The 13,694-nt window shown below is 64.1% G+C and carries 13 protein-coding genes; 9 read left to right on the forward strand and 4 right to left on the reverse strand.

From position 1 onward, the window contains the following. The coding region (locus A3722_RS09755; protein ID WP_150120466.1) for an acetyl-coenzyme A synthetase N-terminal domain-containing protein at window positions 1–307 on the reverse strand (307 nt) is incomplete at its 3' end. Between the two features lie 189 nt (window positions 308–496). On the opposite strand from A3722_RS09755, the gene A3722_RS09760 reads away from it, so the two are divergent. Both A3722_RS09760 and A3722_RS09765 read left to right on the forward strand, forming a co-directional pair. Further along, on the forward strand, window positions 497–1,258 hold the full coding sequence (locus A3722_RS09760; protein ID WP_082849434.1) for a MipA/OmpV family protein: 762 nt from the start codon (window positions 497–499) through the stop codon (window positions 1,256–1,258). Window positions 1,259–1,400: 142 nt separating this feature from the next. Beyond that, window positions 1,401–1,511 carry a malic enzyme gene (locus tag A3722_RS09765; protein ID WP_067267274.1) on the forward strand — a complete coding sequence of 37 codons (111 nt, stop codon included), beginning with the start codon at window positions 1,401–1,403 and terminating at the stop codon, window positions 1,509–1,511. 58 nt (window positions 1,512–1,569) lie between these two features. On the opposite strand, the gene A3722_RS09770 is transcribed toward A3722_RS09765, so the two are convergent. Then, complete coding sequence (locus A3722_RS09770; RefSeq protein WP_067916091.1) at window positions 1,570–3,843, reverse strand: NADP-dependent malic enzyme; 2,274 nt, start codon at window positions 3,841–3,843, stop codon at window positions 1,570–1,572. Between the two features lie 220 nt (window positions 3,844–4,063). Between A3722_RS09770 and A3722_RS09775 the strand changes: the two genes are divergently transcribed. The 5 genes from A3722_RS09775 to A3722_RS09795 all read left to right on the forward strand — a co-directional run bounded on the left by A3722_RS09775 (window position 4,064) and on the right by A3722_RS09795 (window position 9,221). Beyond that, window positions 4,064–4,456 carry a cytidine deaminase gene (locus tag A3722_RS09775; RefSeq protein ID WP_067627456.1) on the forward strand — a complete coding sequence of 131 codons (393 nt, stop codon included), beginning with the start codon at window positions 4,064–4,066 and terminating at the stop codon, window positions 4,454–4,456. 4 nt (window positions 4,457–4,460) lie between these two features. Further along, entirely contained in the window at window positions 4,461–5,765 is a 1,305-nt protein-coding gene (locus tag A3722_RS09780) for a thymidine phosphorylase (protein ID WP_067627458.1), read from the forward strand. Next, window positions 5,765–6,955: a phosphopentomutase gene (locus A3722_RS09785; RefSeq protein ID WP_067627460.1), complete on the forward strand. Its 1,191-nt coding sequence runs from the start codon at window positions 5,765–5,767 to the stop codon at window positions 6,953–6,955. The genes A3722_RS09780 and A3722_RS09785 overlap by 1 nt, the downstream gene beginning before the upstream one ends. A 70-nt stretch (window positions 6,956–7,025) precedes the next feature. Beyond that, window positions 7,026–7,667: a uracil phosphoribosyltransferase gene (gene upp / locus A3722_RS09790; RefSeq protein WP_067626049.1), complete on the forward strand. Its 642-nt coding sequence runs from the start codon at window positions 7,026–7,028 to the stop codon at window positions 7,665–7,667. Between the two features lie 87 nt (window positions 7,668–7,754). Continuing rightward, window positions 7,755–9,221: an SPOR domain-containing protein gene (locus tag A3722_RS09795; RefSeq protein ID WP_082849435.1), complete on the forward strand. Its 1,467-nt coding sequence runs from the start codon at window positions 7,755–7,757 to the stop codon at window positions 9,219–9,221. A gap of 74 nt (window positions 9,222–9,295) precedes the next feature. Here the strand turns inward: A3722_RS09795 and A3722_RS09800 are convergent, their stop codons facing one another. Together A3722_RS09800 and A3722_RS09805 are read right to left on the reverse strand one after the other, a co-directional pair. Then, window positions 9,296–10,309 carry a hypothetical protein gene (locus A3722_RS09800; RefSeq protein WP_067626046.1) on the reverse strand — a complete coding sequence of 338 codons (1,014 nt, stop codon included), beginning with the start codon at window positions 10,307–10,309 and terminating at the stop codon, window positions 9,296–9,298. 84 nt (window positions 10,310–10,393) lie between these two features. Further along, window positions 10,394–12,019: an AMP-binding protein gene (locus tag A3722_RS09805; protein ID WP_067626048.1), complete on the reverse strand. Its 1,626-nt coding sequence runs from the start codon at window positions 12,017–12,019 to the stop codon at window positions 10,394–10,396. 94 nt (window positions 12,020–12,113) lie between these two features. Between A3722_RS09805 and A3722_RS09810 the strand changes: the two genes are divergently transcribed. Continuing rightward, window positions 12,114–13,046, forward strand: coding sequence for a DMT family transporter (locus tag A3722_RS09810; RefSeq protein ID WP_067916092.1), 933 nt, complete (start codon window positions 12,114–12,116; stop codon window positions 13,044–13,046). After that, on the forward strand, window positions 13,043–13,684 hold the full coding sequence (locus tag A3722_RS09815; protein ID WP_067630084.1) for a sulfotransferase family 2 domain-containing protein: 642 nt from the start codon (window positions 13,043–13,045) through the stop codon (window positions 13,682–13,684). Before A3722_RS09810 ends, A3722_RS09815 begins: the two co-directional genes overlap by 4 nt. Window positions 13,685–13,694: the final 10 nt, after the last annotated feature.

The raw sequence follows: 13,694 nt of genomic DNA on the forward strand, positions 1-13,694 counted from the left end.
CCACCAGCGCCCCGGCGAGCGAGGCAACATGGGCCTGCAACTCGCTATAGGTCAGGGTCGATTTATTGCCAGTGATCGGGCTGTCATAGATGATCGCCACGCGCTTGCCGTTGCCCTGTTCGACATGGCGGTCCACAGCGTTGTGGCAGGTGTTTACACTGGCATCCGCGAACCACTCATAGATATGGTCGCCCCGGTCATATAGCGCGCGCGTCGGCGCGATGTCCCAATCGATCGCCTCGGCCTGCTCCAGCCAATAGGCTTCCGGATCGGCCTGCCAGCGGTCGTAGGTGTCACGGTATCCCATGGTGTTCCTCCTCCTGTTGCACTGTGCGGCAAACCCGCGGGCCGGGTATAGCTGTACTGACGCGCAAATATTTCCAGCCACTCTGGCCGCTTAGAAAGATTTCGGCAAGCGGATCGCTATTGTTCCTGTCAGTTGCGGCGCGTCATGCTAGATTGCCCCGAAACCCTATTACCTTTGGAGCCTGCCCACATGCGTCTCGCCCTTTCTCTGCCCCTTGCTTCCTGCCTCGCCATGGTTGCCGCGCTGCCGGTTGCGGCGCAGGACCGTTCCTTCAACTTCGCCCTGCGCGGCGGGGTGGGGGCGGCACCGGATTATCCGGGCGCCAGCAGCTACCGCGCGACGCCGGATTTGGCCTTTACCTTTGGCTCGCTCGAATGGGGCGGGCGCAAGATCGGCACCAACATCGGTGAAGCGCCCAAAACCGGTTTCGGCTTTACCGGCGCGTTCCGCTATCTGGGCGAGCGTGACAGTTCCGATCACCCCGAACTGGCGGGGCTTGAGGACATCGATGCGGCGGTCGAACTGGGCTTTGGCGTGGTCTACCGCGAGGTGAACTGGCAGGTCTTCGGCAAAGTGCGCCAAGGGTTTGGCGGGCATGAAGGCGTGACCGGCGACATCGGCGCTGACGTAATTTTCCGCCCCGATGAGCGTTGGACCATCACTGCAGGCCCGCGTTTCAGCCTTGGCAATGACACCTACGCCGACACTTATTTCGGCGTCGACACGGCCACACCGACCTTGGCGGCCTATGAGGCCGAAGGCGGTCTGCTGGGCGCGGGCGTCGAAGTGCAAGCGACCTACCGTCTGGATGAGGCATGGGCGCTTGAGGGGGCCGTGGCCTATCAACGTCTGCTGAATGACGCCGCCGACAGCCCGATCACGCAGGCCGGTTCTGATGATCAATGGACCATGCGCATCGGCGTGAGCCGCGCGTTTAACTGGCGGTTCTAAGCGGCATTGCGCCGCCTCTCGGGGCGGCGCGCCTTTTGCGACATCTCGGTCGAAAACGGATCAGCGTGGGGCGCGCTTTTTGCCATGATGAGTTCAGGCGCGGCATGAGGCCAGCGCCCCTCGCATAACAAAGGGCCCGACCATGGGTGACAAAATCGGCAACAAGAAGAAGCAAGCCAAGGCCGCGGCAAAACCCGCCGCCAAGGCCCCGTCCTCCGTCGCGGACATCAAACCCGCCACGCCCCGTAAATAAACCTATTCCCGAACACGCAGCGCCGTCCCCCTGAGGGGGCGGCGTTTTGTTTGGGGCCTTAGCCGTAATGCGCGACCGGGGTGCCCGCGATGGCGCCCACGTTAAGCAGCCCACGCGCGGTGATCGAGGGTGAGACGATATGCGCTCGGTTGCCCATCCCCATCAGGATCGGCCCAACCTCAAGTCCATCGCCCTTCATTTTCAGGATGTTACGCACACCCGAGGCCGCGTCGGCATGGGCGAAGACCAGCACATTGGCGGCTCCTTCCATCCGGTTGCAGGGCAGCAGCCGCGCGCGCAATTCTGGATCAAGCGCGGTGTCGATATTCATCTCGCCTTCATAGACGAAATCGTGGTTGCCCGCGTCGAGGATTTGCAGCGCCGCGCGCAGGCGCTTGCCCGACCCTTCGCCCTGATTGCCAAACTGGCTTTGCGAACAAAGCGCGACTTTCGGCTCAATGCCAAAGCGCCGGACGTGGCGGGCAGCCCCGATGGCGATCTCGGCGATCTGTTCGGGGGTGGGGTGCAGGTTCACTTGGGTGTCCGCGATGAACAGCGGTCCGTCTTCGAGAATCATCATCGACAAAGCGCCGTGCGGGCGGAAACCGTCGCGGCCCAGCACCTGATTGACGTAGTTCAGATGCCAGCCAAATTCGCCAAAGGTGCCGCAGATCAGGCTGTCGGCCTCTCCGCGGTGCACCATGACCGCGCCGATGGCGGTGGTGTTTGTGCGCATGATGGCGCGGGCGATGTCGGGGCTGACACCACGACGGCACATCAGGCTGTGATAGGTCTCCCAATAGTCGCGGTAGCGGGGGTCGTTCTCGGGGTTCACCAGATCGACGTTTTGACCCAGTTGCAGGTTCAACCCGGCCTTTTCGATGCGCCGTTCGATCACCTCGGGGCGGCCAATGAGGATGGGCCGTTCCACCGTCTCTTCGATGATCGCTTGCGCAGCGCGCAGCACGCGCTCGTCCTCGCCTTCGGCAAAGACCAGACGGCGGGGGGAGGAGCGGGCGGATTCGAAGACCGGGCGCATAATTAGCGCGGATTTGAACACCGACCCGTCAAGTTTGCGTTTGTAAGCGTCGAGGTCTTCGATGGGCCGCGCTGCCACGCCCGTCTCCATCGCGGCCCTGGCCACGGCGGAAGAGACCACGCCAATGAGGCGCGGATCGAAGGGTTTCGGGATTAGGTATTCCGCGCCAAAAGTCAGTTGCTCGCCCTGATAGGCCGCTGCCGCCTCCGCGCTCGTCGTGGCGCGGGCGAGGGCGGCGATACCGTCGATACAGGCGATCTTCATCTCGTCGTTGATCGTGGTCGCGCCCACATCCAACGCGCCCCGGAAGATGAAGGGGAAGCAGAGCACGTTGTTGACTTGGTTGGGAAAATCGCTGCGCCCTGTGGCGATGATCGCGTCTGGTGCCACGGCGCGGGCCAGATCGGGCAGAATTTCGGGCGTCGGGTTCGCCAGCGCAAAGATGATCGGGCGTTTGGCCATCTTCGCGACCATTTCAGGCGACAGCACGCCGGGGCCCGACAGGCCAAGAAAAAGGTCCGCCCCGTCGATCACATCGTCCAGCGTGCGCAGGTCGGACTTCTGCGCATATTCCGCTTTGCTGGGGTTCATGTCCTCGGTCCGGCCTTCATAGACCAGCCCGTTGATGTCACAGAGCCAGACGTTTTCGCGCTTTACACCCAGTTTCAGCAGCATGTTGAGGCAGGCGATCCCCGCCGCCCCGCCACCGGTCGAGACGATCTTGATGTCCTCGAACTTTTTGCCCGCCACATGCAGCGCGTTTTTCGCTGCCGCGCCGACGACGATGGCGGTGCCGTGCTGGTCATCGTGGAAGACGGGGATGTTCATCCGCTCGCGGCAGATTTTCTCGACGACGAAACAATCGGGGGCTTTGATGTCTTCGAGGTTGATCGCGCCGAAACTCGGCTCCATCGCGCAGACGATCTCGGCCAATTTTTCGGGGTCGGCTTGGTCCAGCTCGATGTCGAAACAATCGATATTGGCGAATTTCTTGAAGAGCACGGCCTTGCCCTCCATCACCGGTTTCGACGCCAGCGCGCCGATATTTCCCAGCCCCAACACCGCGGTGCCATTGGTGACCACGGCCACCAGATTGCCGCGCGAGGTGTAGCGGGCGGCGGTGTCGGGGTCGTTCTTGATCTCGATACAAGCCTCGGCCACGCCGGGCGAATAGGCGCGTGCCAGATCGCGGCCATTGGCCAGCGGTTTGGTCGCGCGGACCTCCAGCTTACCGGGCCGGGGGTGTTCGTGGTAGTCCAATGCTGCTTGGCGCAAGTTGGGGGTGTCGGACATCGTTCATGCTCCTCCCGAATAATGGTTTAGCGTTAAACTAATTTTTGCGCGCAAGCAAAGCGGCATTTGGGCGGGTCGGTCTTGGCGGCGGGTGGCTTTGCCCCAGCGTCGCCCTTGCGGGCCATTTTGCGCAGGCTTTAAGAGGCGATTGAGGGGACATGTGGTTTTGCATCGCACAGGGCGGGGCAATTTTCTATAGTCCGAGAAAAGGGAGAGCCTAATGACTGATTTGCGCGACGCGGCTGTGTTGGTGCGGGAAAACGCCCATGCGCCCTATTCGAATTTCAAGGTCGGCGCGGCGATCCGCACGGCCTCGGGCGCGGTGTTCAGCGGCTGCAATGTCGAAAACGTGGCCTACCCGCAGGGCACCTGCGCCGAGGCCGGGGCGATTGCCGCGATGGTCGCGGCGGGCGAGCGTGAGATCGCCGAGGTCTATGTGGTGGCGGGCAGCGATATGCCGGTGACGCCCTGCGGTGGCTGCCGCCAGAAATTGGCGGAGTTTTCGGGCGACAAGGTGTCGGTGACCATGGCGACCGTGGCGGGCAAAGAGCAGCAGATGACCATGGGCGATTTGCTGCCGGGGGCCTTTGGCGCTGCCCATATGCAGGGTTAACCGCATGAGCGCGCGGGATATTCTGGCGCGGCTGCGCCATGGTGAGGCATTGGATGCAGAGGCGCTGACTTGGATGGCAGGCGCGCTGGCCGATGGCCGTGTCAGCGACGCGCAGGCCGGGGCCTTTGCCATGGGCATCTGCCTCAACGGGTTGGACCAACCGGGCCGTGTGGCCTTGACCCTTGCGATGCGCGATTCGGGGCAGGTGTTGGACTGGGACTTGAACGGTCCGGTGCTCGACAAACACTCCACCGGCGGCGTGGGCGATTGCGTGTCGCTGATCCTTGCCCCGGCGCTGGCGGCTTGCGGCGCTTACGTGCCGATGATCTCGGGCCGGGGTTTGGGGCACACGGGCGGCACGCTGGATAAGCTGGAGGCGATCCCCGGCGTCAGCACCCAGTTGGAAGAGGTGCAGTTTCGCGCGGTCGTGCGGGATGTGGGCTGCGCCATCGTCAGCGCCAGCGGCGACATCGCCCCGGCGGATCGGCGGCTTTATGCGGTGCGGGATATGACTTCGACCGTGGATTCGCTCGATCTGATCACCGCCTCGATCCTGTCGAAAAAGCTCGCCGCTGGGCTGGATGGGCTGGTGCTGGATGTAAAGGTCGGCTCGGGCGCTTTCATGAAGGAACTGTCGCAGGCGCGCGCCTTGGCCGAAGCACTAAGCGGCACCGCCACGGCGGCGGGCTGCCCGACGACGGCGGTGATCAGTGATATGAACCAGCCGCTGGTGCCGAGCCTTGGCAACGCGCTGGAAATGGTCGAGGTGATGCGGGTGCTGACCGGGGCGGTGACGGGGCCGATCCTTGATGTGACAGCCGCATTGGGCGGTGGGCTTCTTGCCAACGGCGGTCTGGCCGCGAGTGCCGAGGCCGGAGCCCGCGCCCTGCGCGCGGCGGTCGCCGATGGGCGCGCGTTGGAGCGTTTCTCCCGAATGCTCAGCGCCATGGGCGCACCTGCCGATTTCGCCGAAAACTGGGAGCGCATCCTGCCCAAAGGCCCTGTGATCCGAGCGGTCCCCGCGCCGCGCGGTGGCTACGTTAGCGCGATCGACGGCGCGGCACTCGGCATGGCGGTGGTCAATCTCGGCGGGGGCCGGGTGGTCGAGGCGGACCAGATCGACCCGGCAGTAGGCCTGTCGGAAGTGCTGCGCTTGGGCGATGAGGTCCGTGCGGGCCAGCCCTTGGCGCTGATCCATGCGGCGGGGGACGCGGCTGCGGATGCGGCGGAAGCGGCGGTTCTGGCGGCAATCACGCTTGGCGATACGCCGGTCAAAGCGCCGGATTTGATCTTGGAAAGGATCGGCTGATGGGACGTGCGTTCTTGGTCGTGATCGATTCCGTGGGCATCGGCGGCGCGCCGGACGCGGGGGAGTTCTTTAACGGCGATTTGCCCGATACCGGGGCCAACACGCTGGGCCATATCGCGCAGGCCTGTGCCGCGGGAGAGGCCGAAGAGGGGCGGAGCGGACCGCTTGCGCTGCCCAATCTTGACCGGTTGGGTCTGGGCGCTGCCCTGAAGCTTGCCAGCGGTATGGAGGCGCCGGGTTTGAGTGCTGCGCCCGAAGGCCTCTGGGGGGCTGCGACGGAGGTTTCGCAGGGCAAGGATACCCCTTCGGGTCATTGGGAATTGGCGGGGTTGCCGGTGCCTTGGGCTTGGCAATACTTCCCGGATGAAACACCGGCCTTTCCGGCCGACCTGACTGAAGAGGTCGCGCGGCTGGCAGGCACCGATGGCATCTTGGGCAATTGTCATGCCTCAGGCACGGCGATCATTGAGCGGCTGGGGGCGGCGCATTGCGAAAGCGGCTGGCCGATCTGCTATACCTCCGCCGACAGTGTTTTTCAGATCGCCGCGCATGAAGAGACCTTTGGCCTCGACCGTTTGCTGAAGCTTTGCGAAGACATCGCACCCCGCCTGCATGAGATGAAAGTGGGCCGTGTCATCGCGCGGCCTTTCACTGGCGAACCGGGCGCATTCGCACGTACTCCGAACCGCCGAGACTACGCCATCCCCCCGCCCAAACCGGTGCTGACCAATTGGGTGCAAAACGCCGGTGGGCGGGTCTATGCGCTGGGCAAGATCGGCGACATCTTTACCATGCAAGGCATTGATGAATTGCGCAAAGGGCCGGATGCCAAGCTGATGGAACACCTGCATGATCTGGTGGAAGAGGCCGAAGACGGCAGCCTGACCTTTGCCAATTTCGTGGAGTTCGACAGCCTTTATGGTCACCGCCGCGATGTGTCGGGCTATGCCCGCGCGTTGGAGTGGTTCGACACCGAGATCGGCAGGGTGATCGCCGCGCTGCGCGAGGGCGACATGCTGATTGTGACGGCGGATCACGGGAATGATCCGACATGGGCAGGCAGCGATCACACGCGCGAAAGGGTGCCGGTGCTGGTCGCCGGGACCGGGGCAGGGGAGCTGGGTCAGATCGGTTTTGCTGATGTGGCAGCGCTTGTCGCCGGGCATCTGGGGGTAGAGGTGCCAGCCTAGCCGCGCAGCCTTTGCTTGCGAGCGGGGCGCTTGTGCGGCTAGAAGCGAGGCAAATAAAGGAGCCTGCCGCATGACCGATACCCCCAATCATCTGACGATCGTTGACCATCCGCTGGTGCAGCACAAGCTGACCATCATGCGCGACAAAACCACCTCGACCGCCGCCTTCCGGCAGTTGCTGCGCGAGATCAGCCAGCTTTTGGCCTATGAGGTAACGCGCGGCCTGCCGATGACGACCAAGCGGGTTGAGACCCCGATGCAGGAGATGGACGCGCCGACGCTCGACGGCAAGAAGCTTGCGCTGATCTCGATCCTGCGGGCGGGCAACGGGCTGATGGATGGGGTGCTCGAGCTGATCCCCTCGGCACGGGTCGGTTTTGTTGGTCTTTACCGTGACGAAGAGACGCTGCAGCCGGTGCAGTATTACTTCAAGGTGCCCGAGGCGATGGAAGATCGTCTGGTCATTGCTGTGGATCCGATGCTGGCCACCGGCAACTCCTCGGTCGCGGCGATCAACCTGCTGAAAGAGGCCGGGGCCACCAACATCATCTTCCTTTGCCTGCTCGCCTCGCCCGAAGGTGTGGCCACGATGAAGGCCGCGCATCCGGACGTGCGCATCGTCACGGCCTCGCTGGATGAGGCGCTGAACGAGAAGGGCTATATCATTCCGGGGCTGGGCGACGCGGGCGACCGGATGTTCGGCACAAAGTGATCCGGTAAGTTTCGCTATTCAGCGCGTGGTGCTTTACTCAGGCCGCGCGCTGAGGCATCGTTCTACTAGATAGTGTGGGGGCATTAGATGACACTTACCAAAAGTATTGCCATGGCAGTGATCGTGGCCGCTTTGGGCGTCGGCGGATCGCAGACCCAAGCGCAAGACAGCCGCAGCCAGCCTGCCGAATTTCCGCCGTCCTCTTACAAGGGCAAGCAATATGTCGACAGCGCGGGATGTGTGTTCATCCGCGCAGGGATCGATGGCAATGTGTCATGGGTGCCCCGCATGAGCCGCGCGCGCCAGCAGATCTGTGGTTTCCAGCCCACGAACGGCGTGCAAGTGGCGGCTGCACAGGCGACAACAGCAGCGAAGACCAAGGTCGAAGCCGCCCCCGCCAAAACGCCGCCGACCCGCGTCGCCGAAGTGCAAGCGCCCAAGGTGAAACCGCAAGCCCCCGTGGCCCGGCCCGCACCGCAAAAGGTGGTGCGCCGTGTGGCTCCGGCCCCGGTTCGCGCATCCGCCCCCAAAGTCGTGCGCGAAACCGCACCGCGCCCCGTGCCCGTGGTGCCGAGCAAACCCGTCGCTCTGGCTGCTCCGGCACCGGCTGGGTTCGTCACCGCTTGCCCCGGCGCTTCGCCTCTGTCGCAGCGCTATATGCGGCGCGGGGATGGCTATAGCGTGCGTTGTGGCCCGCAGGCCGAACCTATCGTGACAGGCCGTCTTGCGCCCACCACCCCACAGCGCGGCACGGCCCCTCAGCCTTACCGTAGTGCAGGGATGATGCCCGGTGTGGCCGCAGCGCCCGCACGTGTCGTCGCCCCCGCCGTGGTTGCCGCGCCGGTGGTCAGCGCGCCGCCTGCCCGGGCCGTGGGCACCCAGACACGGATCGTGCCGAAACATGTGGCGATCAACCGATTGAACACGACAAACGTCAAAGTTCCCCACGGCTATCGTAAGGTCTGGGAGGACGACCGTCTGAACCCGCACCGCGCCGAGCAGACCTTGGAAGGCCGCGCCGATATGCTGCTGGTCTGGACCCAGACCGTGCCGCGCCGTTTGGTGAACAAGGCCACCGGCGAAGATGTGACCGCCAAAGTGCCGCTGATCTACCCCTATCTTGATATCGAAACGCAGCGCCGCAAACTGGGGGTGGTCAAGATTGTTGAACGGGACGGCCAAGTGGTGAAACGTGTTCTGCGCTACCGCAATGCCGCGCCGATCCACCGCGATGCCCGCCCCGTCAAGAGAGCGCCGGTGAAGACCGCGCCGGTTAAGGCTGCACCGGTCTATTCCAGCCGGTCGGCCCCGGCGGCGCAGGTCAGCACCAAGGCAGGCTATGTGCAGGTTGGTGTCTTTGGTAGCCCAGCCAATGCGCAGCGCGCGGCGCGTCAGATCGCATCCATGGGCATGCCTGCCCGCATCGGCAAACAGACACGCGGCGGCAAGACCTATCACAGCGTTCAGGCGGGCCCCATCGCGGGTGGCTCGGCCCAAGCGGCGCTTGGTCAGCTGCGCCGGGCGGGATACCGGGACGCCTATCTGCGCCGCTAAGCGCGTTGCGATAGCAAGAAAAAAGGCCAACCGTGGTGTTCCCCGGCTGGCCTTTTCATTGGCGGGTCGTTCAGTCAGCCGCCGCAGATGCTTTGCAGTCGCAGCCAATCGGCATCCGACATCAGCGGCGCGGTCAGCTTGCCGTTCATCGGGTCGCCTTCGATCAGGGGCAGGGTGCTTTCGCCGGTGATGTCGCGGGCAAAAGCATAGGGTTTGCTGCGCAACTCGGCCTTGGCAAATCGTGCCAACTGGGCGTCGACTTTCGGTGTCGCGGCGGGGCGCATCAGCAGTTGCTCGGCATAGGCGTCCAGCGCTTCCGAAGAGATATCGCCGGTGGTCAGCAGGCGGAAGTTTTCGCGCAGGCCCACGGCCTCTAGCAGCGCGCGCAGCGGGTCATGTTCGCTGCGTGCCACATCTTCGGTGAGCACATAGCCTGCGGCAACATCGGGTTCTTCGTAATCCTCCAGCACCGCGCGGTCGAGCACGATAAGACGCCCCGGCAGATGCAGGCTGGCGCGGGTCATATCGGGCAGGATCGCCACGCGCCCCACCTCCAAGCGTTTGGTGAGCCGCGACAGCGCGGCACTGCCGCCGGGGCTTTCGCAGGCGGGGCCGGACACCCGTTCAAGCCGCTTCAGCAGCGCCGTGCCCAAGGAGACGCGCTTGACCTCGGGGACCACTTTGATCGCGTGATCGCGCAGCGCGCCGGGCATCCAAAAGACCGCCAGCGCCGCCACCACGGCGACAGAGGCGACCATGCCCACCCACCGCAAGCGGCCCGGCTTCGGACGGCTGCGGTTAATGGCGCGGCGCAGCTTTTCGATGGCCTCAATCATCTCGGTTTCATTGTCGGGCAGTTCCAGCGTCTCTCCCGGATCGCCGTCCGGATGATAGAGCGCGGGGGTCTGGCCGGGATTGGTCCTGTCGACGGCAGCCAGCGACCAATGGGTCAGCGCCTGATCTTTGAGATCGCTGATCACCAGTGTCGCATCACCGATAGAGACGATCACCTCGCGCCGCTGCGCATCGGGCGTGGCGCGCCAAAGGCCCGTCGCTTCGAGCCGGGCGTATTTTGTCAAGGCGGTCATGGGGTTCTGCTGCGGGCCTGTCAGTTTTCGCCACTCTACCACGCGCTGCGGGATCAGCAATGGCAGGTGACATAATGCCCCGCCTTAGAGGTCCGCCGCCTGCTTGCGCAGTTCAAACTTCTGGATCTTCCCGGTGGAGGTCTTGGGCAACTCCCCGAAAATCACCCGCTTGGGCGTTTTGAACCCGGCAAGACGTTCGCGGGCAAAGGCGATCAGCGCCTCTTGGCTGGCCTCCGACCCCGGCTTCAACTCGACAAAGGCGCAGGGCACCTCGCCCCATTTTTCATGCGGTTGGGCCACCACGGCAGCCAGATTGACCGCGCCGTGGCCCATCAGCACGCCTTCGACTTCAACGCTCGAGATGTTCTCTCCGCCGGAGATGATGATGTCCTTGGCGCGGTCGGCGATCTGGATATAGCCGTCGGGATGCTGCACCGCGATGTCGCCGGAATGGAAGTAACCGCCCGCAAAGGCTTCGGCGGTGGCCGCGGGGTTTTTGAGGTAGCCTTTCATCACCGCATTGCCGCGGATCATGATTTCGCCCTGTGCGGTGCCATCGCGCGGGGTCTGGGCCATCTCGGCGTCCATCACCGTGATCTCTTCCATCATCGGCATGGCGATGCCTTGGCGGGCTTTGATCCCGGCGCGCTCAGCTTCGGGCAGCCCGTCCCAATCGCCTTGCCACAGACATTCGGTGACATGGCCAAAGGTCTCGGTCAGCCCGTAGACCTGCGTGACGTTGAAACCCAGTTTCTCAATCTTCGACAGGGTTGCGGGGGCTGGCGGCGCGCCTGCGGTGAAAACCTCGACGCGGTGATCGAAGGCGCGGCGGTCTTCTGCGCTGGCGTTGACCAGCATGTTCAGCACGATGGGCGCACCGCCGAAATGGGTGACGCCGTGATCCGCGATGGCGTCATAGATCGCGCCCGCCGTGATGTCGCGGCAGCAGACCAGCGTGCCGCCCAAGAGCGGCATCATCCAAGTGTGGTTCCAGCCGTTGCAGTGAAACAGCGGCACGATCTGCATGAAAACCGGGCGCAGGACCATCTGCCAAGAGATCACCGTGCCCATGGTCATCAGGTAGGCCCCGCGGTGGTGATAGACCACGCCCTTGGGCCGCCCGGTGGTGCCGGAGGTATAGTTCAGCGCGAGGCTTTCCCATTCGTCGTCGGGCATGACCCAGCTAAAGTTCGGATTGGCCTCGGCCAGCAGGTCTTCGTATTGCGGATGCCGCCCGCTGGGAGGGAGGCCGACGGCGGGGTCGGGCACTTCGATGATCGCAGGGCATGTGCCGTCCATCCGCGCGCAGGCGTCTTCAGCCAGCGGCAGGAATTCGGTATCGACGAGCAGCACCTTGGCCCCTCCGTGGTCGAGGATATAGGCCACCGTTTCAGGGTCGAGGCGAATGTTGATGGTGTTGAGCACGGCCCCGCAGGCAGGCACGCCAAAATGCGCCTCGGCCTGCGCGGGCAGGTTGGGGATCAGGGTCGCGACCACGTCGCCCGGAGCCACGCCGATCTCGGCCAACAAGGCGGCAAGGCGGGTGCAGCGGTCATGGTACTGGGCATAGGTGACGCGGTGGTCACCGTAGATCACCGCGGTTTGCCCGGCAAAGACCTCTGCCGCCCGGCGCAGATGCGACAGTGGCGTTAGCGCCACAAAATTCGCTGCGCATTTTTCAAGCCCGCGCTCATCCGTCATCCACCCCATGTGACCCCTCCCAAGGCATTGGTTGCGATTTGGGGTTGAGTATTGCTGCCGGGACGTGACTTTGAAAAGAGGGCAGGAGCGAAAAGGAGGGCAGATGCAAGACGCAGCGGTGAAATCAGGCTTGGCGGCGCTTTGCGCCGTAAGCGGTATGGCGGCTTTGGGGCTTACGGATAACTTTGTTCCCTTCATAACCGAGCGCGGCTCGCTCTGGCAGTTTCATTTCGTGCGCGGTGTTATGGCGGTGGCCATTCTGATGGTGCTGGCAGCCCTTGGTTTCGGCATCCTGCGGCCAAGGCGGTTCTGGGCCGTGGCGGGGCGTAGCCTATTTCAGGCCGGGGCCATGTTGATCTATTTCGGCTGTCTGGCCTTTTTGCCCATCGGCGTGGTGGTGGCCGGGCTTTTCACCTCGCCGCTCTTCGTGCTGATGATCTCGGCCCTGTTCCAAGGCAAGCGTGTCGGGCCATGGCGGTGGGGGGCCGTGGCGGTGGGCTTTGCCGGAGCGTTGATGGTGATCCGCCCCGACCCGAGCGATCTTGACCCCGTGGCCTTTCTGCCGCTCTTGGCCGGGGCGCTCTATGCGATCGGCGCCGTGGCGACGCGGGCATGGTGCGAGGGGGAGAGCACGATGGTCATGACCGCAGGCTTTTTCGGCATGTTGGCGGTCATGGGCGGCATCGGTGTCATGATTTTGCCGGGTGCGGAGGTGGCAGGGCCCGAAGGTTTCGTCAGCCGCACATGGGGGCCGCTGGATGGCGCGATGTGGTTCTGGATCGCGGTGCAGGCGGTAGGCTCGCTCATCGGCATCGGGTTTCTGGTGCGCGGCTACCAATTGGGCGAGGCCGGTCATGTGGCGATTTTTGAGTATTCCCTGCTGATTTTCGCCAGCTTCTGGGCCTATGTCCTATGGGACCAGCAGGTGCCGCCCATGGGCTTTGCGGGCATGGCGTTGATTGCACTGGCGGGGGCGGTGATCGCGCTGCGCAGTGATGAGCCGTCTACCTTGCGCGCGCCGGAGGCGGTGGAGTGATCATCAGCCGGGGCCGTCGCTATGTCTTTGTGCATATCCCCAAAACGGGGGGCACCTCGCTCGCGCTGGCTTTGGAAGGGCGGGCGATGAAGGACGACCTGATGCTGGGTGACACGCCGAAGGCGCTAAAGCGACGGCGGCGGTTGCAGGGCGTGCAGGCGGCGGGGCGGCTCTGGAAGCACTCAACGCTGGCGGATGCCGACGGGCTGCTGCGGCCTGAGGAGTTGGAGGGGCTGTTTTGTTTCACGCTGGTGCGCAACCCTTGGGACCGGGTGGCGAGCTATTACCGCTGGCTGCGCGGGCAGGGGTTTGATCATCCGGCGGTGGGTCTGGCGAAGCAGTCGGATTTCGCGAGGTTTTTGCGGCATCCGCAGACGCGGGCCAGCCTGCGCGCTTGGCCCGCGCGGCGGTATATGGCGGATGCGGCGGGGCGGGAACACTGTAATCTCTATATCCGGTTGGAGTATTTCCCAGCGGATGCGCAGCCGTTGTTCGAGCATCTGGGTTTTGAATTGGAATTGCCGCGAGTGAATGCCTCAGCAGGGGCTGCGGCCTATACGCCTGAGTTGCGCGATATTGTGGCGGAGGTTTGCGCCGAGGATATCGCGCGATTTGGCTACGCTGACGACGGCCCCTAGGCCCGGAATC

The organism is Sulfitobacter sp. HI0027, assembly GCF_001634775.1.
In the GTDB taxonomy this organism is placed as follows: domain Bacteria; phylum Pseudomonadota; class Alphaproteobacteria; order Rhodobacterales; family Rhodobacteraceae; genus Sulfitobacter.